At 48.7% G+C, this 22,021-nt stretch carries 17 protein-coding genes, 1 other RNA gene, 3 pseudogenes and 1 riboswitch; of the genes and pseudogenes, 1 reads left to right on the top strand and 20 read right to left on the bottom strand.

What is annotated here, in order from left to right; all coding sequences use genetic code 11:
* Positions 1 to 13 precede the first annotated feature (13 nt).
* From DWZ60_RS09120 to DWZ60_RS09205, 20 genes and pseudogenes are all read right to left on the bottom strand, one after another.
* Positions 14 to 1,453 carry a SpoIID/LytB domain-containing protein gene (locus DWZ60_RS09120; RefSeq protein WP_117800944.1) on the bottom strand — a complete coding sequence of 480 codons (1,440 nt, stop codon included), beginning with the start codon at positions 1,451 to 1,453 and terminating at the stop codon, positions 14 to 16.
* A 101-nt stretch (positions 1,454 to 1,554) separates the two neighbouring features.
* Positions 1,555 to 1,755, top strand: a riboswitch (cobalamin riboswitch).
* 576 nt (positions 1,756 to 2,331) lie between these two features.
* A complete protein-coding gene (locus DWZ60_RS09125; protein ID WP_055218365.1) occupies positions 2,332 to 3,375 on the bottom strand; it encodes an aldose epimerase family protein in 1,044 nt (347 codons plus the stop codon).
* A 70-nt stretch (positions 3,376 to 3,445) separates the two neighbouring features.
* A non-coding RNA gene (gene ssrS, locus DWZ60_RS09130) (6S RNA) lies at positions 3,446 to 3,640 on the bottom strand.
* Between the two features lie 104 nt (positions 3,641 to 3,744).
* Positions 3,745 to 5,213, bottom strand: a pseudogene (gene spoIVA / locus DWZ60_RS20765) (stage IV sporulation protein A).
* Between the two features lie 171 nt (positions 5,214 to 5,384).
* A complete protein-coding gene (locus DWZ60_RS09140) occupies positions 5,385 to 6,236 on the bottom strand; it encodes a bifunctional 5,10-methylenetetrahydrofolate dehydrogenase/5,10-methenyltetrahydrofolate cyclohydrolase (RefSeq protein ID WP_022461835.1) in 852 nt (283 codons plus the stop codon).
* Positions 6,237 to 6,323: 87 nt separating this feature from the next.
* A complete protein-coding gene (locus DWZ60_RS09145) occupies positions 6,324 to 6,956 on the bottom strand; it encodes a cyclodeaminase/cyclohydrolase family protein (protein ID WP_117812876.1) in 633 nt (210 codons plus the stop codon).
* A gap of 61 nt (positions 6,957 to 7,017) precedes the next feature.
* A complete protein-coding gene (locus tag DWZ60_RS09150; RefSeq protein ID WP_055226447.1) occupies positions 7,018 to 7,689 on the bottom strand; it encodes a DUF3786 domain-containing protein in 672 nt (223 codons plus the stop codon).
* A gap of 94 nt (positions 7,690 to 7,783) precedes the next feature.
* Positions 7,784 to 9,709 (bottom strand): corrinoid activation/regeneration protein AcsV, encoded by a 1,926-nt coding sequence (acsV, locus tag DWZ60_RS09155; RefSeq protein WP_117509044.1) that lies wholly within the window; start codon positions 9,707 to 9,709, stop codon positions 7,784 to 7,786.
* A 139-nt stretch (positions 9,710 to 9,848) separates the two neighbouring features.
* On the bottom strand, positions 9,849 to 10,634 hold the full coding sequence (gene acsE, locus DWZ60_RS09160) for a carbon monoxide dehydrogenase/acetyl-CoA synthase methytransferase subunit (protein WP_022462424.1): 786 nt from the start codon (positions 10,632 to 10,634) through the stop codon (positions 9,849 to 9,851).
* A 213-nt stretch (positions 10,635 to 10,847) separates the two neighbouring features.
* Positions 10,848 to 11,903, bottom strand: coding sequence for an acetyl-CoA decarbonylase/synthase complex subunit gamma (gene acsC / locus DWZ60_RS09165; RefSeq protein WP_330422214.1), 1,056 nt, complete (start codon positions 11,901 to 11,903; stop codon positions 10,848 to 10,850).
* Positions 11,900 to 12,082 carry a (Fe-S)-binding protein gene (locus tag DWZ60_RS21205; protein WP_330422215.1) on the bottom strand — a complete coding sequence of 61 codons (183 nt, stop codon included), beginning with the start codon at positions 12,080 to 12,082 and terminating at the stop codon, positions 11,900 to 11,902. Before DWZ60_RS21205 ends, acsC begins: the two co-directional genes overlap by 4 nt.
* Before the next feature lie 37 nt (positions 12,083 to 12,119).
* Positions 12,120 to 13,061, bottom strand: a complete 942-nt coding sequence (gene acsD / locus DWZ60_RS09170) for an acetyl-CoA decarbonylase/synthase complex subunit delta (protein ID WP_117509163.1) — start codon at positions 13,059 to 13,061, stop codon at positions 12,120 to 12,122.
* A 297-nt stretch (positions 13,062 to 13,358) separates the two neighbouring features.
* Positions 13,359 to 15,486, bottom strand: a pseudogene (gene acsB / locus DWZ60_RS20770) (acetyl-CoA decarbonylase/synthase complex subunit alpha/beta).
* A 15-nt stretch (positions 15,487 to 15,501) separates the two neighbouring features.
* Entirely contained in the window at positions 15,502 to 16,107 is a 606-nt protein-coding gene (locus DWZ60_RS09180) for a hypothetical protein (RefSeq protein ID WP_330422218.1), read from the bottom strand.
* Entirely contained in the window at positions 16,104 to 16,289 is a 186-nt protein-coding gene (locus DWZ60_RS21210) for a nucleotide-binding protein (RefSeq protein ID WP_330422219.1), read from the bottom strand. Before DWZ60_RS21210 ends, DWZ60_RS09180 begins: the two co-directional genes overlap by 4 nt.
* Positions 16,290 to 16,351: 62 nt before the next feature.
* A pseudogene (cooS, locus tag DWZ60_RS09185) lies at positions 16,352 to 18,243 on the bottom strand (anaerobic carbon-monoxide dehydrogenase catalytic subunit).
* A gap of 126 nt (positions 18,244 to 18,369) precedes the next feature.
* The gene (locus tag DWZ60_RS09190; RefSeq protein WP_022462430.1) at positions 18,370 to 19,140 is read right to left on the bottom strand and encodes an ATP-binding protein; all 771 of its coding nucleotides are present in this window, start codon (positions 19,138 to 19,140) and stop codon (positions 18,370 to 18,372) included.
* 38 nt (positions 19,141 to 19,178) lie between these two features.
* Positions 19,179 to 20,111, bottom strand: coding sequence for a methylenetetrahydrofolate reductase (locus DWZ60_RS09195; RefSeq protein ID WP_119221552.1), 933 nt, complete (start codon positions 20,109 to 20,111; stop codon positions 19,179 to 19,181).
* A 135-nt stretch (positions 20,112 to 20,246) separates the two neighbouring features.
* On the bottom strand, positions 20,247 to 20,429 hold the full coding sequence (locus tag DWZ60_RS09200) for a CooT family nickel-binding protein (RefSeq protein ID WP_022462432.1): 183 nt from the start codon (positions 20,427 to 20,429) through the stop codon (positions 20,247 to 20,249).
* Positions 20,430 to 20,443: 14 nt separating this feature from the next.
* Positions 20,444 to 20,794: a hypothetical protein gene (locus DWZ60_RS09205; protein ID WP_055218122.1), complete on the bottom strand. Its 351-nt coding sequence runs from the start codon at positions 20,792 to 20,794 to the stop codon at positions 20,444 to 20,446.
* Positions 20,795 to 21,157: 363 nt separating this feature from the next.
* Between DWZ60_RS09205 and DWZ60_RS09210 the strand changes: the two genes are divergently transcribed.
* A complete protein-coding gene (locus DWZ60_RS09210; protein WP_055226455.1) occupies positions 21,158 to 21,979 on the top strand; it encodes an aldo/keto reductase in 822 nt (273 codons plus the stop codon).
* The last annotated feature ends 42 nt before the right edge of the window (positions 21,980 to 22,021 follow it).

Genomic DNA, 22,021 nt, shown 5'->3' on the forward strand with positions numbered 1-22,021 from the left:
TTCGGTGATTTTTTTAAAAAAGGGAACGGCAGTCGCCGATTTCGATGTTCTGGTAAAAATAGCGGAGAATCTCCTCATACGATTTTCCCTGCTCTGCCAGATGTTTCGCACCGTTCTGTGACATGCCGACGCCGTGGCCGTAGCCGCCGCCGTAAAATGTAAAGGAGACAGCCGTTTCCCCTTCTTTTTCCGGAACCACGATAAAGCAGGCACTCGGAAGCAGCTCCATCTCACAGCTTACAGTTCCGTCATTTTTCTGAATCGGCCAGCCTTTCGCCGAGAGGAACTTTCGGATCTGATACTCTCCCTCGATTTCCATGGATCCTTTTTCTCCCTCGATACGGACGGTTTCTGCCGCACCTCCCTCTGACCGCCGCCGCACCTCAATCCCCGTGATCTCCCCGATTTTCTGATCCGCTGCCCGTTCTGACAGCACATCCGCCGGAATCGTCACCTGCCAGCGGTACCAGCCGTCCTCCACTTCCAGACTTGTGCTGTCCCTTTTGGTGATAAACGATGCAAACGCCTCCTCCGTCTCCGGTTCCTGCTTCTCCCCGCCTACCGTCACGCTCTTCAGATATTCTGCCGTCTCCGCCGTATTCCACACTTCATCCGTACTCGTCTTCCCGCAGGAGGTTGAGAAAAAATACGCCTGAATTGGTTCCCCGCCGCAGGTAATGATTTTTCCTTCTGTCTCCGCCACCGCAGCGTCTGTCTCCGGCTGCGCTTCCATATTGTGGTAGACCTGGCTTTCCACGCTGTCGTCTACATCCGCGTGGTAGTTCTCCCACGTTTTTTCACGAATCCTGGCACACGCATACGTTCTCGCACAGACCGCCTGTGCTTTTAATGCCTCCTTTTCATAGGAGGACGGCATCTCACTCGGCACGACATACCGAAGATACATTTCCAGATCAAGTTCATTTACAACGAGAAGTCCCTCTTCGCTTTTATAGATGACAAAACTTCCCGGATAAACCGTCTCGTCCTCCGGCTTTCCCGTAAGGGAAACCGCCGTTCCCGCCGTCTCATCGGCCGGCACCACATGCACAACTTCCCCGCATTCCTGTTCCGTCACACAGATCGTCTCCTGCGGGGAAGCTATGTATGCGCCGTCGTTCATGGAAAGGCTTGCGTTTCCACGCAGGGACACCTGTTTCTGTGCGTATCCCAGCTTTCCGCAGTCTGTCAGAAGGACACGGATCTGCACCGGTCCGGCTGCCGTTGTTTCTTTTTGTTCTTCCTTTTTACTGTTCAGAAAAGCCGCGTTTTCCTGTTCCATGTTCTGTATCGTCTCCTCCTGCTTTTTGCCTTCCATCGTCTCCGTCCTGCTTTCTGCTGTCGCTGTCTCTTCCGGCGCATCCAGACGGCGCTTCACAACAAACAATAACAGCAGCAGGAGAATCCCCACTCCTAACAGTATCAGTTCCAATTTATCATTTTTTCTCTTCATATCTCATTCTATGCACACGGCTTTTTGTCCGATTCCTTTTCTTTTTGCGATTTTTCCTTGACAAATACCGCCCTATGGTATATAGTACGGTTGTGTATAAATTTCATATCAACATCCAGAGTGCATCAAAAGAAGATCCGTCTTTTGGTGAGAGAGGGAATTCAGGTGAGATTCCTGGGCGATCCGGTCACTGTAATCAGGGAGTGAAGCATAACAAATCCATTGTATGTCCGCAACATATGAGAAGGAATGTGGAACGATGATCTGTAAGTCAGGAAACCTGCTCTGTATGCATAGGGTTGATGCTTCCGCTGAAAGCTTCCATTCAAAGACTATTATGGGATATGGAATGTCTGAAAATTTTCGATTAGATTTTTAGAAACCTTCGAGCGAGATTTATGCATTGCATTAAACGGCCGGGTAAACCGTTTCAGATTCTGGTTTCGCCTGTTCTTAGTCAGGCACCATCCTCCGCTTAAAGGTGTCTGCTATTCCGCTTGCAGGTTGATTCAGATGGCGAAGCGGTTACCCACCTCTGAAAAGAATATGACATAACTGGTAAGATTCTGTTGGATTCGAAAACAGGGTCTTTTCTTTTTCTGTTTTTTCAGAATTCGTTTTCTGCATATTTTCCCATAAAAAGGCTCCCCGCCTGCGCTCCTGTTTTCACAGGACGCTGCAGGAAGGGAGCTTTTTTATGCTGTTTCTATAGCAAGACCCGAAAATAATGCAAAAAAGGCAGTGCTGCAGAGCGCGAATTGCAAGGAACAGATTTGAAGGCGTACCGAGGTACGCCTTCAAATCTGTGACGCAGTAATTCACGCTCTGCGGTGCTGAATTTTTTGCATTATTTTCGAGGATTGCTATAAAATAGGATCTTAGAAAATGAATTTGTATACGGTTGTGGTGTCGTAAGTATCGCCTGCCTCGAGGATCGGTTTCTCCTCACCCTCCTGGTTGATGGCATTCGGCACATACTGAGATTCCAGGCAGAAGCCGTTGCGTTTGTCATAGAATACCCCATTCTTTCCGGTAACCGGAGCAATGAAATTTCCGGCGTAGAACTGAACGCATGGCAGATCCGTGAAGGCTTCCATGGTGATGCCGCTCTCTTTGCAGGATGCGACTGCCATCAGCTCAATGCTTCCCTCGACAGCCTTGTCCAGGATAAAGTTGTGGTCGTAGCCGCCGGTCAGTTTGAGCTGTTCGAAATCTGCTTCGATCTCTGCTCCGATTGCTTTCTCGCTGGTGAAATCCATCGGGGTTCCCTGTACCGGTGCATGCTCGCCGGTCGGGATGGATGCAGAATCGATCACCGGGCTGAACTGCTCCGCTTTTAAGACAAGTGTCTGGTTCTCAATAGATCCGGCATCGTGGCCTGCCAGGTTGAAGTAGCTGTGGTTTGTCATGTTGACAACGGTATCCTGATCGCAGCTTCCCTCATAGTGGATTTCTACGGCGTTCTCATCGGTCAGGGTATACGTAACGGACACTTCAAAGTTTCCCGGGAATCCCTGGTCTCCGTCCGGGCTCATCAGAACGAAGGTAACGGCGCTGTCATCCGCCTCTTCTACGTTCCAGAGGCGGTAATCGTATCCGTCCGGGCCGCTGTGCAGGTTGTTGTTGTTCTCATTTTTTGCCAGCTGGTATGTTTTTCCGTGCAGTTCAAATGCTGCTCCCGCGATACGGTTTCCGTTTCTTCCGATGGTGGCTCCAAAATGGCTTCCGTCGGTCTCATAGCCGGTTACGGAGTCAAATCCAAGGACAACGTCTCTCTTCTTTCCATCCTTATCCGGAACGAGAACCGATACCAGATGTGCGCCGTAATCGGTTACACTGATTTCCATTCCGTTTTTATTGGAGAGCGTGTAGAGCAATGCTTCTTTTCCGTCTTTTGTTGTTCCAAAACCCTGTTTTTTCATGTTCCTTCTCCTTTTGGTTGTATGTAACGTATAAAAGAGAACCATTTTCATGATTCTCTTTTTTCTCTTTTGTAACCCCGGAATGCCGTTTCCCATACTTTGACTCCTAGCAACGCAAGCTAGGTGGGTAGCCGCAGTCACCATTTCTGCCTTCCACTGACGTCTGTTTCCAGGGTGGCCTGACATCCACATGACAATAATAAGCCTCCCGTTTAAAGTAAATGTAGGTTCAAAATAATGAGATCATCGAACATTCCAGGAAGTTACATTTTTCTTCTTTTCTTTTCACAATTCGGATTATACGCTATTTTGGTTCGCTTTTCAAGTATTATTGCACAATTACTCAAAAATATTCGAACAGCTTTTGTATTAAATGATAATACACACCATTCCGCCCCGGCTGTCGTTGACAATTTTCTGCATGGAATCCTGGAGTTTTGCCTGGCCATCCTCGGTGATCTGGGCGATTTTGCTGCGGATGCCGTCGTCAACGAGCTGCTCGACGGATTTGCCGAAAATGTTGGTATTCCAGATTCCCTCCGGGCTCTTTGCGCTCTCTTTGATATAGGCGATCAGATCCTCCGCCTGCTGCTCACTTCCGACGATCGGCGCAATCTCCGTCTCGATGTTGGCCTTGATCATATGAATCGACGGGCTCACCGATTTAATTTTCACGCCGTATTTGTTTCCCTGATGGATCACGGCTGGCTCCTCCAGCTGAATCTCCTCCCTCCCCGGAATCACGACGCCGTAGCCGCATCCGCGCACCGCATGAATCGCGTCCTCTACCTTGCGGTACTCTTCCCGCTGTGCCGACAGCTCGCGGATCGTCTGCACCAGATCATACTCGCCTTTGATCTCCACGCCGGCAAGTACACTCAGCATTTCATAATAATACTGCTCTTTCACCTCAATCCGCACCTTCACCGTACCGCTCGCAAGATCCATCGACTGCAGCAGTGTCTGGCTGACATACTGACTGGCAATCGCTGTTTTTCCGCCCACTGCATCCTTCAGGCGCGTCTTTTCCCTGCACATCTCACGGATCTTCTGCAGCAGCTCTGCCTTCAGCGGATGGTCATCGGCAAGAAGCTCCACCCATTTAGGAATATAAAATTCCATCTGCTGAAGCGGAAACTCATACAGCACCTTTTCGAGCATATGCAGAATATCTTCTTTGCGGAGCTGGTCGCAGTTCACCGCCATCGCTGCCACGCCGAATTTTGTTTCAAGCTCCTTTACCTGCGCTGTGTCTCCTCCCGGTACGGTTTTTTCGCATTCACAAGAATCAGGAAGGGCTTTCCCTGCTTTTTGAGCTCCGCAACGGTCCGTTCCTCCGCCTGCAGAAAATTCTCCCGCGGCAGCTCGCCGAACGATCCGTCGCACGTCACCATAAGACCGATCGTGGAATGTTCTGCGATCACCTTCTTCGTACCGATCTCCGCCGCCTCCCGGAACGGAATCGCCTGCTCGGACCACGGTGTTTTCACCATCCGCTCCTTCTCATTTTCCAGATTTCCCGCCGCGTCCGGCACCAGAAAGCCGACGCAGTCGATCAGTCGCAGCCGGATCGGATCGCCCTCCCCAAGCTGCAGCTCCACGGCGTCTTTCGGCACAAATTTCGGCTCCACCGTTGTGATCGTCTTTCCCTCCCCGCTTAAAGGCAGGGCATCCCGTACCTCCGCCTGTTCCTTTTCCGAAAGATACGGCAGTGCCAGCACCTCCAGGAAACGGCGGATCAGGGTGGACTTTCCCGTCCGTACAGGCCCCACCACTCCGATCAGGAACTGGCCCTTCGTTCGTTTCTGAATATCGCGGTATACTGAATATGCATCCATGCGCTGTTGTCCCCCTTTTGATCTTTGTTGCTATGTACTGTTATATTCTATGAGCCGGCCCCCTCTCCTATCACCAAAACTGCACTGCCGCGCACGCAAAAAAGGCACCGCCGCCCTTTTTTCGGACGCACAGTGCCTTTTTTCTGTCACATTCTTATCTTCAGCCTATGATCAGCTGTTTTTTCTCATGGCAGCCTCTACCACATGGCCGACCAGAACAGATGTGGTAACGGATCCTACACCGCCTGGAACCGGTGTGATTGCCTCAACGATCGGCTCAGCTTTTGCGTATGCAACGTCTCCGCAGAGTTTTCCTTCTTCGTTTACGTTGATTCCGACATCAATAACGGTCTGGCCTGCACGCAGGTAGGTATCATCCACAACACCTGCACGGCCTGCTGCTACGATCACGATATCTGCCTCTTTGACTACAGACGGCATGTCTTTCGTTCTGGTATGGCAGATGGTTACGGTTGCGTTTTTCTTTAACAGCATCATGGCTGCCGGCTTTCCTACAACGAGGCTGCGGCCTACGACAACAGCTTTTTTGCCGGTGCAGTCGATACCGTAGTGGTCGAGGATCTCCATGCAGGCCTGCGGAGTACATGGCGGGAAGCCCTGTTTTGTTCCGGCGAATACACCTACCATGGAACCGTCTGTGATACCATCTACATCTTTCTCCGGGGAGAGTGCTTTAATAACAGCTGCCTCATCGAGATGTTTCGGGAGTGGACGGAAAATCAGAACGCCATGGATAGAATCATCTTTGTTTACTTTGTCGATGGTCGCCATCAGCTCTTCCTGGGTAACGTCTGCCGGAAGAAGGAATTTCTCGTATGCAACGCCTAAGGTCTCGCAGCGTTTGGTTGCTCCTCTTTCGTAGGAAAGATCATCCTCTCTCTCTCCGACACGGATGATTCCGAGGGTTGGTTTTACTCCTTTTGCTTCCAGCTCTGCTACATTTGCTTTGATCTTCTCATTTAATGCTGCTGTTACTTCTTTTCCTAATAACTGTTTTGCCATTTTTTTATCCTCCGCTTTTCTTTTCGGTCAAAGAGAACTCCTTTTTCAACCCGCTTGCTGCCGGGAAGCTTCTCTGGTCGTTTGTTTTCAGGCTTTCAGTCTTCCCAGTACGTTCCGGAAAATCTCGTCTGCTTTTACGGTATAGACCGCAAGCATTTCATCGCATTTTCGATTCAGTTCTTCTGCATATTCCCGGTTTTTCATAGATTTCGTGTTGATATATACATTCAGGGAAGCACCCTCTAAGGCTGCTTTGCAGAATGTTGCGCCAACACCTGCGTCACTGATCGCAAGTGCAGAACCTTTTGCTGCAAATTCTACGATCAGGTCGATTGCTTCGCAGCATTTTTCCATAATTTCCATTGGAACAGAGCAGGCATCCTTCAGCACAATCTCCATGACTCTTGCTTTTTCTGCCTTCTCCTCCTCTGTCTCGCGCGGCATGCCGTATGCTTTGGAGAGCGGTTCGAACACTTCTGCATCGCGCTCGATCAGGTGAAGCAGTTCGTCCTGAAGCGTGGTTGCTTTTGCCATCAGCTCTTTCATTTCCTCTTCGACATCCGCATATTTCTTTTTACCTACTGTCAGCGCACCAACCATGTTGCCAAGCGCTGTGCCGACAGCGCCAACCAGTGCAGAAGCTCCGCCACCGCCCGGAACCGGTGCTTTGGAACCGAGCACTTCTACAAACTCATTGCAAGGTACTGTTGAAAATCCCATGTTATTTTCCTCCGCTTATTTTTTTCGATCCAGAAGCCATCCTGATGGCCTCAAACCATAACTATTTTGCAGCCAGAGCCTTCAGCATATCAATTGTGACATCTCCCACAACCGCCATATCCTCTCCCTGCGTAAATGCAGCCGGGAAATTGTCCGAAAAGAGGATCTGCGCGGACGGCGGAAACTCATCATCTCCTGCCCATAAAATCAGTCGTACAAAAAGCCCTTTCATAAACTCCAGCTCATATCCGACATCACCGGATGAAATCGCCTGAGCGCCGACACGTTCCATGATCTCACGGAATGCATCCAGCTTTCCGCCAAAGCCAAACGCAAGACGGAACAGGCATCTTCCCTGGAACTGTTTAAAATAAACTTCTCCCCACGGAATCTCCCGGTATGTCAGAAATTTTCCGGTGGATGGGGCAGCTCCGCCCTCGGTCAGATAGCGCAATACCAAAATTTTTGCATTCGGTTTTTTCTCGAGTGGATACCAGCCAATTATCGGCGAAACGCTTCCATCATCTCCAATATGAAATACGTTGTACTCCGGCCACGAAATCCGGTAGGAAACACCCATCAGGGAAACGGTAAACTCCTGTTTTTCCGCATCATACGGAACGTCACACCGGCTGGAAATCTCTTTTGGATCTGCATTCTGATACACTTCCAGATAATGCTCATACGGAATACGCTCTTTGCTGTCTTTTTCGTAATTTAAGTCTACTGCCATGTAAATCCAATTCCTCTCAAAAAGGTTCGCCACAATTCAAAGCAAAACCACATGTGTTTTACCTTGAATCGTAACAGAAAGTTCTGCTTCCGTTTTATGCTTCCACAGACGGAAACATCGTCGTGTCTGTGTGCGGCAGGAAGCACGCCGCTACAAATTCATCCATATAGGTTGGTACCGTAGAGAGTTCCAGATATGTCATGTTCCGGGCAACCTCATACGTTTTCTTCTCTGCTGCTGTCGATAAAAGCATTGAATACGCACCGGTCAGGGAAGAGTTACCAATGTAATGGAATTTTTCCAGCGGAATATCCGGGAACATACCGATGGTAACGGCATTTTTCATGTTGATGCCGCTTCCGATACCGCCCGCTACGTAAACCTCCTCGATCATGGAAACATCCATATCCAGATAGTTCAGCATCGTACGGATCGCTGAGAAAATCGCGCCCTTGGCGCGGATAAAGTTGTCGATATCGACCTCGGTAATCTCAACATCGCGGACACTTCCAGCCTCCTCCTCGAACGCAATGACATAGCTTCCCATGCCATATTTGTCGTGGCGGATCCGTTTTCCCTCACGGATAAATTTACCCTTCGGATTGACCATCTTCGCGCGGAACAGCGCCGCAATCACATCGATGATACCGGAACCGCAAAGGCCGATCGGTTTCGTACCCTCATCTCCGATAACATGGTACGAAGGTTCCATCGTCTCCGGATCAATCGTACATTTTTCAATCGCACCGTCGGTCGCACGCATGCCACAGCTGATATCGCCGCCCTCAAAGGCCGGTCCGGCCGAGCAGGCACAGCTTACCATAAAGTCAGAGTTTCCAAATGCAAGCTCGCCATTGGTACCAAGGTCAATAAAAAGACTCATCTCCGGCCGGTTCCAGATCATGCTGACCAACGCGCCGGCAGTAATATCTCCGCCCACATAGCTTCCGATGTTCGGTGCCAGAATGATATGGGCGTCCGGATGAATCGCAAGATTGACATCCGATGCAAACAGTGAGTTTGTCTTAAAGAAGGCCGGAATATACGGCTCCATCCGAAGCGGATCTGCATTGATGCCCATCATCAGATGCTCCATGGTAGTGTTTCCGGCAATCGCCGCACGGTAAATCTGCTGACTGCTGATTTTCGCTGCACGGCACATGTTGGAGATCATCGGGTTTAAGGTTTCTTTGATGATTGCATTCTGCAGTCTTTCATGGCCTCCCGGTTTCTGGGATTCAATGATACGGTTGATAACATCCGCACCATACCGGATCTGTCCGTTTCCGGAAGAGGCTTTTGCCAGGATTTCTCCGCTCAGCATATCCACGATCAGTGCAGAAACTGTCGTTGTTCCAATGTCGACAACGAGACCGCCGACAACTGCTTTTGCTTCCATTGGAAGCATATCGTATAAAAAGACGTCATTTGGCGTAACCCGGACGACACACTGTGCCTGAAAATGGGATTCCCGAAGGACATCCGGCATTTTTTTCAGTACAGAGTACGGAATCCGTACCCGGTCAAGCCCCGTCGCTGCCTGTACAGCCCAGGTTACTCTCTCGTTATCCGGCATCGTATCATCCAGAGTAGGCTCTTCCATTGAGATTGTAATCACCTGCATGCTGTTTTTCAGCTCCAGACCGGCGTCTGTAATTTTCTTTTTCGTATCTTCAAAAATTGCAATTTCACTCGGTGAACTAAGGTCTGCCACTTTCATGCGGCTCCGGTAAGCGGATGCAATGTCCGGCACTTCCACTTCAACATCGCCTTTGACGGTGCTGACGCACGCCAGTCTCCAGCCATTCTGATATTCTTCCTCAGAAATATGGCGGGTTATTTTGGAATCCAGCTCACCGCTCACAAGACGAACGCGGCATTTACCGCACGATGCGTTTCCGGAACACGGTGCATCGATCGGCACATTGCTCTTCTGCGCTACTTCAAGAAGGCGCTCACCCTCGGTTGCGTAGGTGACTACCGGTTCTCCCTCTTCAAATCGAAAGGTTACTTTTGCCATAATCTGTAAATCCCCCAGTCGTATATATTCTCCGCTGTTTTTTTATTTTTCCGCTTTTAGATAGAAAAACCCCTGATGGTGCCTCAGGTTTTCGCAAACGCTACGGCACCATCAGGGGAAAACCTGCGAGATTTAAAGATTAAAGCTCCAGATAAGAATCTGCGTACAGAGTGTTGCCTTTGAATACGTCACAGGATTTAATGGTCTCCATCAGTCTCAGGTCATTCGGGTTAACGATGGCGCTGGTCAGACCCTGCATCATAGCCATAGCTACAAGTGCGGAATCCATGATCGGACGGATGTTTTTCGGCATACCGTTGGAGTTGTTGGAAAGTCCGCCGGTAGAATTCAGTCCCATATCACTGAACATCTTGATGCACTCAAGAACTTCCATCTGTTTGTCCTGCATTCCTTTTACAACCAGAAACAGCGGGTCAAACCACAGATCGGTCGGCTCCATACCATGCTCCATACCTCTTTCCAGAAGGGTCTGGCAGTACATCATACGCTCGTCGTTGTCTTTTGCAATTCCTTCGCCGTTGCAAAGTGCAATAACGATTGCATCGTTTGCAGCCGCAAGGTCAACGTACTCGATTCTTCCTGCAGCATCTGCAGAGTTTACGATCGGTTTTCCTTTGGAACGGTTGTATACAGAGATACCAGCCTCAATTGCTTTTTTGTTGGATGTATCCAGAGCCAGCGGAACATTGTCAAAATTGCTCTGCAGCAGCTCAACAGCCCATTTCATGATGTCTTCTCCATCATTCTCAGCCGGTCCGATGTTTACATCAAGGTAAACGGCACCAGCATCCAGCTGCTGTTTTGCTCTCTTTAAAATTGGCTCTTCATCTCTTGCTGCGAATGCTTTGTTTACAGTAGGAGCTGTAACGGAAAGTCTTTCGCCGATGGTTACAAATTTTGCCATATCTCTTCTCCTTTTCTTTTGGGAATCCCCCATAATTATTTTTTTCACGGAAGGAACTCCGCTTGTCTGGAGTTCCTCCCGGAATTTTTATGTATTACAGTTCTCCGTTTGCCTGCAGATCTTTCATGAATTTCACAAGCTGAACTGCCTCAAGCGGAGCAACGATTACTTCCCATCCAGGAAGTTTGGACTCAATGTCGCCCTTTAATACGGCTACTTTACCAGGAATGATAACTTTTCTGATTTTACTTTATCTTCTACATTCTCTTTGAAGAATTTGGAGATAGAGTTACCGGAGAATTTACCTGCTGCCCAGGATGTCAGTACAGAAAGTCCGCCGGCGTCGTTGATTACAAGGTTTACCGGAACTCCGGATCTCTCGAGCTCTCCGGATACCAGGAAATAGGTCAGAGCAAAGTCTACTGTGGTCAGGCAGATCGAATTTTCATCTGCGCCGTTCAGCGGGTAGATGCCCGGCTCTACTTTCATCGGTTTCTGCGGATCGGTAAATACGTTCTGGCGAAGTCCGAATACCGGAAGTGCCTCTGCGTATCCCATTTCCTCAAGAACAATAATGGAACCGTATTTCATGGTGAACAGGGAAAGCAGTGCCTGCTGCATATATCTGTCGCCCTGTGCAATTTTTGCCAGATTTACAATAGACGGATAACCAAAGGTACGGTCTGTATCCTTTAAGGATGCACGTCTTACCTGTACGGTAGTAGCAAAGGTCTCTTTGATGGTCGCTTCTGTGGTATCAAGAACAAGGTTCTTGTTGCCGAGTTTCTCGATTGCTTCTACGGTGTCGTGAAGCTCATCAATGTTTGCGCCACTTACGCCGAGAACAACGCCTGCCTCTGTGGCAAGTTTGCTCATCTCTTCATAATTGGATGCATTTGCACCATTCAGGATCGGTTTGCCTGCTTTGCATACTTCCAGAGCAGCTTTTGCAGCTTCTGCGTCCTCACAGCCAAGTACCAGAACTTTTCCGGTTGCTGCTGCTTTCGTTACAAGAGATACGTATTTGTCTACGCCATTTCCGGCATAGTTTACATACAGCATCTCTGCGCACATACGCTCACCGATACGGTCGTAATCAACTTTTTTGTCTTCTTCCAGTTTTGCGTCGATCTCTTCGTCAGACATGCAGCTGCAGAGAGATACTGCATAACGGGTTTTGCTTACAAATGTTTTCTCATGACGATAGAGAACCGTCTCTCCGCCAAGGGTGTACTCACTGTCGCCGGTTCCGACTTTGATGGTCTTCATTGGCGGTGCGGTAGCTCGGAAAGCTGTGCCATAGCGTCGTCAGACATATATGGGCACGCTGAAATATCCATAGCGCCCTGTGCAACCTTCATGGAGAATGCCATACAGGTCGGACATCCGCACTCTTTACAGTTTTTCTTTGGGGTCATTTTAAAAATCTGAATACCTGATAATGCCATAATTCTTTATCCTCCTAATCTCTTCCTTACGTACTGATTACATCAGTTCCTGAATCATTTTGGAAATGGTTGCAACAGACTGTGGATGTTTGAGGATAACTGCATCAGAACCAGAAGCCAGAGATGCGGCTGCTGTCTGAATCTCCATAGAGATTCCTCGTACTTCCTGATTTCCCCATTCCGGAGATTCCTCTTCTGTTGCCATTGCCTCTTTTACATTCCATGTCTCAGAAGCGATTGGAGTAATAATTGGCATCTGCAGCATTTTATCGTCCTGGGATAATGCTGCTGCTTTGATACGGTCCAGTGTAGATACTACGTACTCATATCCGTATCCGACTGCTGCAGAACCTACGTTCATAACAATGCTGTCCGCGCTGACACCAAGCTGGGTCATAACAACATTCAGCTGTTTTGCAAGGTTGATATCTACAGCGGACTCAGCGCCGACTTTCTGGCTGTATGCCAGACCTGCGGCTGCACCAACTGCCTTGTAATCTTCTTCTCTTGCGGACATAACAAGAACGTTTCTTCCCTGAAGGACCTCTGCTACTTTTGTGAGCAGTTCGGAATCCTTCTCAACGTTTTTACATCCTTCTACAACAAGCGGCACGTCAACGGCATCAGCAACCTCTTTGACTGTCTCAATGAGTTCTTCTACCGATTTGTTCAGACCGTTCGGGTCTCCGCCTGCCAGACGAAGGCAGAGGAAATCTGCACCTTCCATAGCTGCTGCTTTTTTTGCAATCTCGCCCATGGTAGCTGCACCTTCATAGTATGCTTTTACGCTTTCCGGTTCTCCTTCCATACCAAGGTCTGTGATTTCAACGCCGACCTTCGGTCCGTTTTTGATTTCACCGTCGAAAGCATAGAATGGTAATACGTTTTCTCCGCCAAGAGTTACGGTTTTGTCTCCGCTGCCGATTACAACGGATTTAATTGCTGCATTAAACTTTTGTGGTTTGCGATTAAACGGCATAAAAAAAGCCTCCTTAAAAATAAATTCCATACAGGCATATCTCCATGATTCCGCTTCATGGACACACCTGTTATTATTTTAACGTTTTTTCCCGGAGAATGCAAGATTTACCAGGATATTTTCCAAGATTTTCTGACAAAAAGTATCCGTTTTCTCTTCGTCAGCCGTTTTTTTCCAGAAAATCACTTTACAGCTGCCGGCATGTGCCGGAAAGGGCTTCCTCCTCCGCTTTGGAATCCCCTCCCAAGCCATGCCGGTCTGCTTATTCTTTCACAGGATAAGCCTGTAAAATACGAATTACATCATTGGATCCATGCCAAGTGCCGGATGACCTTTCTCGGTCAGGAATGCAACCAGTGTCTCCGGATCTTCTGCGATGGTCTCGTCACCGATCATATCGGTAAAGTTGTCGATACCGTACAGCTCTTTTGCTGTTTCATTCAGTTTCTCTGCAACCTGCTCTTTCAGCTCTTTCGGCATCCATACGATACGGGCAACGCCGCCTTCTGCTTTCATAAATTTCTTGGAAGCGATAAAGTGTTTGCCGTGTCCCATGAATCCAGGAGTCTGAACACCGCCGCCTGTCATGGAAGCCAGCTCGGAGAAGGTCATTCCCAGAGGAGTCATGCCTGCGTACTCACGGTTTGCGATGCAGACACCGTTGGAGAACGGCTCGATACCACAGATACACTCGAAGCATCCGCAGGATGTCATTGGTTTTCCATGATGGAGTACAAAGATACATCATCAAGAGCGCCCTGGGAAAGTTTACGAACAGCCTCGTTAACATCCTCGTACTCACCGATTCTCTCATCGATTACTTTTTCTTTTGTGATAACCTGGCAAGGTCCGTTCGGATCCAGCTCGTTGGTAGCTTTTGCATCCAGCCATGAAACAGCACCGCAAAGTCCGAGACGCTCTGGTGTAACAACACATACATGGCTCGGGGAGAATGCCTGGCACATGATACAGCTGTAGTATACCGGTACGGATTCATCTGTCATGGTAGACAGACGCTCATCACGTTTGTCGAATACCGGAATTGCAATTTCGTGACGGATCTTGGTACAGTCTTCCGGATTGGTGTAGATCTTAACCTGACATTTGTCAACAACAGCCTCGAACTCGTTCTTCACCTGTGCGTACAGAACTTCTCCGAAGTGTTTTGCACGGAAGCCTGCGTTGAAAGCTTCTTTGCTGACACGGATACGGATCATATCACGCTGTCCGGTATGCATCACACCTTCGATGCAGTTCAGGTAGCTGTGGAATTTACGCTCAAATACAGGCTCGAAATCCGGCTGCATGCTCTTTCCGGCAACCTCAACAACGTATGCAATGCTGTGCTTGGAACCTACCTCGAACTCGTCGATGTCCGGTCCGATCAGCTCGATCTTGTGATCTTCTACTTCGGAAGCATCTTTTGTCTGAACCAGCTCGCAGCAGTCTACACGGGAACCGTCAAACTCAACCTGCATATCACCGCGGCGGATGATTTCGCCCTCAAATGCAGATGCGAATGCAACCGGGATATCGATGTTTGTAATTTTAATCTTGATGTCGCGGGCTTCCAGAGAAGTTGCGTTGAATTTGGAAACGTCCTTCTGGATAATGAGACTCTTCGGAATAGCCGGAACGTCTTTGTCATCGTTTGTGATAACCGGGAAACCAAGTGCAATCGCACCAGCGCCGCATGCAACGATCACATCATCCAGAGGAGCAAAAGCATTTACGAATGCCGGTACACGGTCTTTGGTGTAGGTCATCAGTGCGCCTGCATCGCCTGCAGTTACGTTACCGAAGATCAGGCTGCACGGATTGCTACGGATACAACGTGGATTACAGATGTTACGTCTTTTCCAAGCGGGATGACACGTACGTTTGCGCCGGTCTTGTATCCTAATTCCTGACACTGATCAATGATTCCGCCAACCAGTGTTACAAGAATACCCTGTGCCTGATAGCTCTTAACCAGATCCACGCCTTCCTGTGCGGTCGGAGCGCTTCCAAGGATAACAGCTACGCCCGGGATATCGCCTGTTACAAGCGGCACACCAAGCTCACGGATGATGGCATCGCTTAAATGGCCGTAGCACGGCTCATCATATGGTTTTGCACCGTCGATGTATTTAATTGCCTCGATGAACTCTGCGCAGAGTGCAGTTGCAACACCGGACATAAATACATCATTCAGCTGATTTTCTCTTGTCATCAGAGATTTTACCACGCCAAGAGCCTCTTTCATCTCTTTTAAGTTGGTAACCTTTACTCCTGTTACAGCATAGTAACACGGAAGTGCGTAAGCAGTGTCCGGGAAGCTGACTGCTTTTTCCTCTCCGTTTGCTGCGATTGCGGCATCAATGGCAGCTTCGGTAAGACCGTATACTGCATCATTTCCGCCAAATACTCTCTCGAATAATGTCATGTGTTTTTCCTCCTATCACACTTTTTCCATGCCAGGCATGTTTGACTTATCGATTTTTGTTTTTATTTTCCGTATCTCTTCTACTGCAGCCGCGCTGTAATCATATGGAGACGAACCTTCCCTGTCCGCTTCCATAATTTCCGGGTTGTAGTGGACCATGCCCAGAAGATCCTCCGGGGGGATACGGTCCTGTATGAATGCCTCATCTTTTTCGTCGCGTACTTTGTTTGCCACGACATGAACCTGATGAACGCCAAGCTCTTCGGCCAGACGTTTGACATTCTTATAGGTCTGAATACTTCTTGCACCCGGCTCGATGACTACGATGAACATATCCATGCCCTCCGTCGTTCCTCTTCCCAGATGCTCAAGGCCTGCTTCCATGTCGAGGATGACAACATCCCCTCTGTGAAGGACCAGGCTGTTGATGATTCTCCGCAGCATCACATGCTCCGGGCAGACACAGCCGCTTCCGGCCGTCTCCACGGTGCCAAGCGTCAGGAGTTTGACTCCATTGTACTCTTTGCTGTATTTATCGGGGATATCACTTACTCTCGGATTTATCTTGTAAAACCGGTTGTCTGCACTTGCCTCGGTGCGCTCTTCGATCAGTTTTCTCATTTTGGTAATCGGAATGATCGAATCGAGATTTCTTCCGGAAATCCAAGCGCAAGGCCCAGATTGGCATCCGGATCGACATCTGCAGCCAGAACCGGATGGCCTTCTTCTGCATAAAGTCTTGCAAGGGTCGCTGCGATGGTTGTTTTTCCTACGCCACCCTTTCCAGTTACTGCTATTTTCATTTTACACCTTTTCACTTCAAAAAGGGCGGTCTCTTTTTACGTCAGGGACCGCCCTGTCCTTTTTATACGCCGAGTGCGGCACGTTTCTCTTCGATTCGTGCGAGCATTGCATCGCCCAGCTTGTCGATGTCTTTTTCTACTGTGTAAGCTGCCTCAACCCAGTCGCGGACACCGTTGGTCAGAAGTCCTGTTACCTCAGTGGATCCGGATACATACGGCTCTACGCAAGGTAAGTATCGATACCGGTTGCTACAACATAGTTTCCGATGGAAACTGCTTTCTCAGACATCCACTCCGGAGCACATCCGACAACCGGAAGCTGGGAAATATTGACATTACCGATTTTAGCAAGTTCTGCTACAAGAACCATCATACGGGAGATATCAACGCAGGATCCCATGTGGAGTACCGGCGGGATATCAGCCAGCTCGCAGACACGTTTCAGACCTGCACCGCAGAGATCTTTAGCACGTTTGTCCATCAGACCTGCTCTTGCTGCTGCCTGTGCAGAGCATCCGGAAGCAACGATGATAACGTCGTGCGCGATCAGCTTCTTCATCAGCTCGATGTGAGCGGTGTCCGGACGGACTTTCGGGTTGTTGCATCCTACCATGGCAACTGCACCGCGGATAACGCCGGATGCCACACACTGCCACAGCGGCATCAGAGTTCCGGTCTGGTCAACCTGGGAATTGGTTACTTTATCCAGAGTCTTGATGATGGACTCAAAAGAGTATCCAACGGTTGCTTTCTGCTTCATATGCGGGATATGTACCAGCTCCGGTTTCCGGTTTTTAAAGTTTTCAATTGCCATTTTTACGATGGCTTTTGCATTCTCACCTGCTGTTTTTGCGTTGAAACGAATGTATTCTGCATCCGGCATCTGCGCAATCGGGCTGGTGGTAACGAATTTAGTATGGAAACATTTGCTTAAAGGTCCAAGGGCCGGGAAAATACACTGTACGTCAACAACGATGGCCTCGCAGGCACCGGTCAGTACCACGTTTTCCTGCTGCAGGAAGTTACCTGCCATCGGCACGCCGCGGCGCATTGCTACTTCATTGGAAGTACAGCAGACACCTGCCACGTTGATTCCCTTTGCTCCCATTTCTTTTGCATATGCGATCATCTCCGGATCGTCTGCGTATTCGCAGATCATCTCGGAAAGTGACGGATCATGGCCATGAACGATGATATTTACTTCATCTTCTTTCATAACACCAAGGTTTGCCTCGGTTTCGATCGGCTTTGGAGTTCCGAACAGTACGTCAGAGAACTCGGTACCCATCATGGAGCCGCCCCATCCATCGGAAAGTCCGGAACGAAGGGACTGGCGAACGAGTGCTTCCGGAAGGGAAGAACATCCCATATGAGTCATATGAAGAGAACATGCAACCTCACGGTCAATCGCACGCGGTGCGATTTCTTCTCTCTCCCAGATTTCCTGTGTGTGCTGCGGAGCACGTTTCAGGAATCTCTGTGTTCCAAACGGTTTACCATACTCTAAAAGAGCCAGCTCAGACATCTCATGTGCCAGATCGTAAATATCTTTTCCTTCTGTCTCTACGCCCCACTCTTTTGCGATACGGATCAGTTTCTCCGGATCTTTTACTTTGTAGTTTCCGTTTGGATCAGCCTCATGCAGTGTGTGGCAGATCTCACGGCCATGATCGGAATGTGTTGCGGAACCGCCTGCTGTAAAGCGCAGGAAGTTACGTCCTACAATACCGTGTACATCGCATCCGCAGATTCCTCTCGGTGCCTTTGGTGTAATACGGCAAGGTCCCATCGTACAGATACGGCAGCAGGTTCCCTGCTCACCGAATTTACAGTGCGGGGTCTGGTTTTTTACACGAAACTGCCATGCGTCAGCGCCAACCTTTGCACCATTTTCCAGGAGCTCATTCGTGGCCTGTTCGAATTCTTCTACGCTTGTTAATTTGAATTCGCTCATCTTGTCCTCCTCAAGATTGTATTTTAATATTTTTATGGTAAAAACATCCTCCCATGGGGGATATTTTACTTTTGAAATATCCCTCCGTCTGCAGCGTGTACAAAGCGGAGGGCAGATTCTCTGTTTTTATAAATCAAGGTTTTCTACGATTTTCTTTAATGCCGCGCGTACCGGAGAGTCTTCCGGCAGACGTACGGTTGGTTTTCCGTCACAGTCATATTCATAAACCTGATCATCGTGCGGAACAACGCCAAGGAGAGTTAATCCCTGTTTTTCAATCTCCTCACGGGTTCCCTCATTTAACACGCCATTCGGCGCACGGTTTACGATCAGTCCTACCTGCTTCGGCTTCATATCGCATTCTTTGATCAGCTCCGCGATTCTCGCAGCGGCCTGTACTCCTCTTCTTGAGCAGTCACTGACCAAAATAGCTGTATCCATTCCCGGAAGTATACCACGGCTGATATGCTCCATGCCTGCCTCGTTATCCACAACCATGAAGGGGTAATTCGGATACAGCTTTGCAAGCTGATTCTGCAGAAGTCCATTGACGAAGCAGTAGCAGCCTTTTCCCTGTGTTCTTCCCATCACAAGCAGGTCAAAATCATCTTCTTCAGTCAGAGCGCCTGCAAATTTAAATTCCGCATAATCTGCCTTGCTCATACCTGCCGGAATCGGGTTTTTGGATGCCATCTCTGCACGGGCAATCTCCTCCCGGATATCTCCAAGGGTAGCTTCTACTTCTACACCGAGTACCTCATTCAGGTTTGAGTTTGCGTCCGCATCAACTGCAAGAACAGGACCTTTTCCTGACTCGCAGAGATACTGGATCAGCAAGCCGCATAATGTTGTTTTTCCAACGCCGCCTTTTCCGGCGACAGCTATTACGTGTGCCATAAAAATCGGATGCCTCCCAAATTCAAGTAATTAATTCATTAAACCAGTGTGCAAAGGCCGGATCTGTCGATGATTTCAGATACGTCTTTCCATTTATTCAGTGCATACAGATGAATTCCATTGACACCAAGTGCACGGTATGCATCAATCTGTTTTACGGTATATTCGATACCCTCTTCTTTGAACTCTGCAACTTTCTTGTCGTAGAATACGTCGAACGGTTTGCCCTCTGCATCTTTTGCTGCAAATGGGTTCGGGAACAGCCAGTGTCTGGAGATCATTCTGGAAAGCTCTCTGTCCATAACACAGCCGTTTCTGGAAAGTGCCATGTTGATGGTAGCTGCCTGATCCAGGATCGGCATAACTCCAACGTCTACCGGCATGGTGATTCCTGCTTTACGGATTGCATCGAGCCAGTATTTGAACTGCTCCATATCCCAGCAGAGCTGTGTCATGATGTAGTCAGCTCCGTTGTCCTGTTTCTGTTTCAGAACTGCGATATCAGACTCCAGACTTCTGCAGGAGATGTGGCCTTCCGGTGAACCTGCAACAGCGATTTCAAATTTGTCGCCGTAGGTATCACGTACGAATTTTACAAGATCCGTAGCGTAGTCAAAGTCACCGCAGGTTGTGGTCTCGCCAAGCGGAATATCACCGCGCAGTGCCAGCATGTGGTCTACGCCGTCAGCCAGATACTGATCCAGCTGTTCTTTAATTCCTTCTTTTGTGTTTTTGATAACGGTGAAATGAGTAACCGGTGTAGTTCCGGCATTTTTGATCATCTGACATACTTCACGGTTTGCTCCGACGTTGCCGCCGCCTGCTCCGTATGTACAGGAAATGTAAGACGGGTTATATTTCATCAGTTGGTCGATGGTACCCGGCAGATTCTGCAGTCCCTTCTCTGTCTTTGGCGGGAACAGCTCAAAAGACAGAAGGGTCTTGTTTTTCATCTCTTCTGAAAGTTTCATAATTCAATTTACCTCCGCTTTAATATAATATATTCCTATTCTAAGTCCCGGTTCGCTTGTTCTGTTTGTTCCGATTTGCAGAGCCCGGGGGCCTAAAACCGCTTTTATAGAATAACTGGTTCCGTCAACCAATTATCATTCACAGTCCAGCTCTACGATGCTGTTTGCAAGATCTACCATTTTGATCTTACCCTGCAGTCTGATCTCCTCACCCATGATGTCACGGATCAGAACGTATTCTCCATCGACATCGATGCGGCTCACATTTTTACAGACAACTGTGTTTTCCGGATTTTTGTATACCGTTGCAAGGCACATAGCTTACGCCTCCTCTACTTAACTTCTTTCAAATGCTCTTTTACAAGTGTCAGTGCAAGGGACAGGCGCATATTGCCTTTCTGGAAATCGGATACTCCCTCCCTGATCTGTTTTGCGGCGTCCGCCATTCCGGCTTTTTCCAGTTTGTCGGCCATCTCGTCGAGTTCTGCTGCGTGATGTTCATTGTGCTGCAGCATATAGGTTAAAAGGGCAAGATTCTCGTCCTTGCATTTTTCTTCGGAACCGCATGCATTGCAGGCATGTCCGCAGTCTTCTCCCTCGTGATGATGGTCATGGTGATGATGGTGCTCGTCGTGAGCTCCGTGCGGAATGGGATTTCCATTCTCGTCATATAATAAATGCATAATATGGCCTCCTCTGTCCCCGTTTTTCTGCTCTGCCGTCCGTTTCGTCCGCTTTTGTTTTCCTGAAACGTCCTGCAGATTGTACAGGGAATGATAAATAAATATCAATTCAAATTTATTATACTCTATTTCATGCACAAAATCAATACGGCCTCCACAAAATTTCTGTACAATTCGCCGTACAGGCCGTCCTGGCATCCTTCTTTTTTCTTGCATGGCTTGTTATTTTTTTTCATTTCCCGATTGTGTTAAACTTTTTTAATATATTTGGTCTGATTTCTTTAAATTTTCATGTTATACTAAACATAATTATGAGAGAAATACGGCAGAATCTTTTTTTGATTCAAGATACGGAGGGTTTTTATGGCACTTTCTATTCCAACCATTACATTGAACGACGGCAGAGCGATGCCGCTTCTGGGGCTTGGCACTTACAAATCGACAGAAAAAGAGGCAGAAAAAGCAATTGTCACCGCGGCAAAATACGGCTACCGTCTGATCGATACCGCCTCCTCCTATAAAAATGAGGACAGCATCGGCCGCGGGATCCGCGCAAGCGGGATTCCGCGGGAAAACTTTTTTATTACCACAAAGGTATGGAATACCGCGCAGCGGGTCGGTGATATCGAAGGTGCCTTCAACCGCAGCCTCGACCGTCTCCGTCTCGACTACGTTGATCTTTACCTGATTCACTGGCCGGTGCCGGGCTGCTACCCGGAGACGTGGCGCGCACTCGAAAAAATCCGCGAATCCGGGCGTGCAAAATCGATCGGCGTCAGCAACTTCGAGGAGCCGCACCTTACCGCCCTCTTTGAATTTTCCGGCGTCATCCCGGCCGTCAACCAGATCGAATGTCATCCGCTCTGGAACCGGAAACCGCTCATCGCTTTCTGCCGTTCACATGGAATCGCCGTTCAAGCGTATGCGCCACTCGCAAGAGGTCTTTATCTGAACCGTGAGATTATGCAGCAGCTGGCAGAAAAGTATGTACGCACTGAAGCGCAGATCGGTCTCCGCTACCTCGTCCAGCAGGGCATCAGTGTCATCCCGAAATCGACACATCCAGACCGCATTTTTACCAACGCGGATGTCTTCGACTTCGAACTTTCTGAAGCCGACATGGCGCTCATCGACACGATGGACGAACAGCTCCGCTCTGCTTCCATACCGGATGACCTGCTGTAACTGCGGATTCACAGCAAAAGCAGCACAGAAAATCCGTTTCTT

Source organism: Blautia sp. AF34-10, assembly GCF_003477865.1.
Taxonomy (GTDB): Bacteria; Bacillota; Clostridia; order Lachnospirales; family Lachnospiraceae; genus Fusicatenibacter; species Fusicatenibacter saccharivorans.

What these genes read in the sequence shown, in the direction of transcription:
- DWZ60_RS09195 (WP_119221552.1), bottom strand. Translation starts at nt 20,111, where the DNA reads ATGAAACTTTCAGAAGAGATGAAAAACAAGACCCTTCTGTCTTTTGAG.
- DWZ60_RS21205 (WP_330422215.1), bottom strand. Translation starts at nt 12,082, where the DNA reads ATGGCATTATCAGGTATTCAGATTTTTAAAATGACCCCAAAGAAAAAC.
- acsV (WP_117509044.1), bottom strand. Translation starts at nt 9,709, where the DNA reads ATGGCAAAAGTAACCTTTCGATTTGAAGAGGGAGAACCGGTAGTCACC.
- DWZ60_RS09150 (WP_055226447.1), bottom strand. Translation starts at nt 7,689, where the DNA reads ATGGCAGTAGACTTAAATTACGAAAAAGACAGCAAAGAGCGTATTCCG.
- DWZ60_RS09180 (WP_330422218.1), bottom strand. Translation starts at nt 16,107, where the DNA reads ATGAGAAAACTGATCGAAGAGCGCACCGAGGCAAGTGCAGACAACCGG.
- DWZ60_RS09200 (WP_022462432.1), bottom strand. Translation starts at nt 20,429, where the DNA reads ATGTGCCTTGCAACGGTATACAAAAATCCGGAAAACACAGTTGTCTGT.
- DWZ60_RS09125 (WP_055218365.1), bottom strand. Translation starts at nt 3,375, where the DNA reads ATGAAAAAACAGGGTTTTGGAACAACAAAAGACGGAAAAGAAGCATTG.
- DWZ60_RS09120 (WP_117800944.1), bottom strand. Translation starts at nt 1,453, where the DNA reads ATGAAGAGAAAAAATGATAAATTGGAACTGATACTGTTAGGAGTGGGG.
- DWZ60_RS09190 (WP_022462430.1), bottom strand. Translation starts at nt 19,140, where the DNA reads ATGGCACACGTAATAGCTGTCGCCGGAAAAGGCGGCGTTGGAAAAACA.
- acsD (WP_117509163.1), bottom strand. Translation starts at nt 13,061, where the DNA reads ATGCCGTTTAATCGCAAACCACAAAAGTTTAATGCAGCAATTAAATCC.
- acsE (WP_022462424.1), bottom strand. Translation starts at nt 10,634, where the DNA reads ATGGCAAAATTTGTAACCATCGGCGAAAGACTTTCCGTTACAGCTCCT.
- DWZ60_RS09205 (WP_055218122.1), bottom strand. Translation starts at nt 20,794, where the DNA reads ATGCATTTATTATATGACGAGAATGGAAATCCCATTCCGCACGGAGCT.
- DWZ60_RS09140 (WP_022461835.1), bottom strand. Translation starts at nt 6,236, where the DNA reads ATGGCAAAACAGTTATTAGGAAAAGAAGTAACAGCAGCATTAAATGAG.
- DWZ60_RS09210 (WP_055226455.1), top strand. Translation starts at nt 21,158, where the DNA reads ATGGCACTTTCTATTCCAACCATTACATTGAACGACGGCAGAGCGATG.
- DWZ60_RS09145 (WP_117812876.1), bottom strand. Translation starts at nt 6,956, where the DNA reads ATGGGATTTTCAACAGTACCTTGCAATGAGTTTGTAGAAGTGCTCGGT.
- acsC (WP_330422214.1), bottom strand. Translation starts at nt 11,903, where the DNA reads ATGAAGACCATCAAAGTCGGAACCGGCGACAGTGAGTACACCCTTGGC.
- DWZ60_RS21210 (WP_330422219.1), bottom strand. Translation starts at nt 16,289, where the DNA reads ATGAAAATAGCAGTAACTGGAAAGGGTGGCGTAGGAAAAACAACCATC.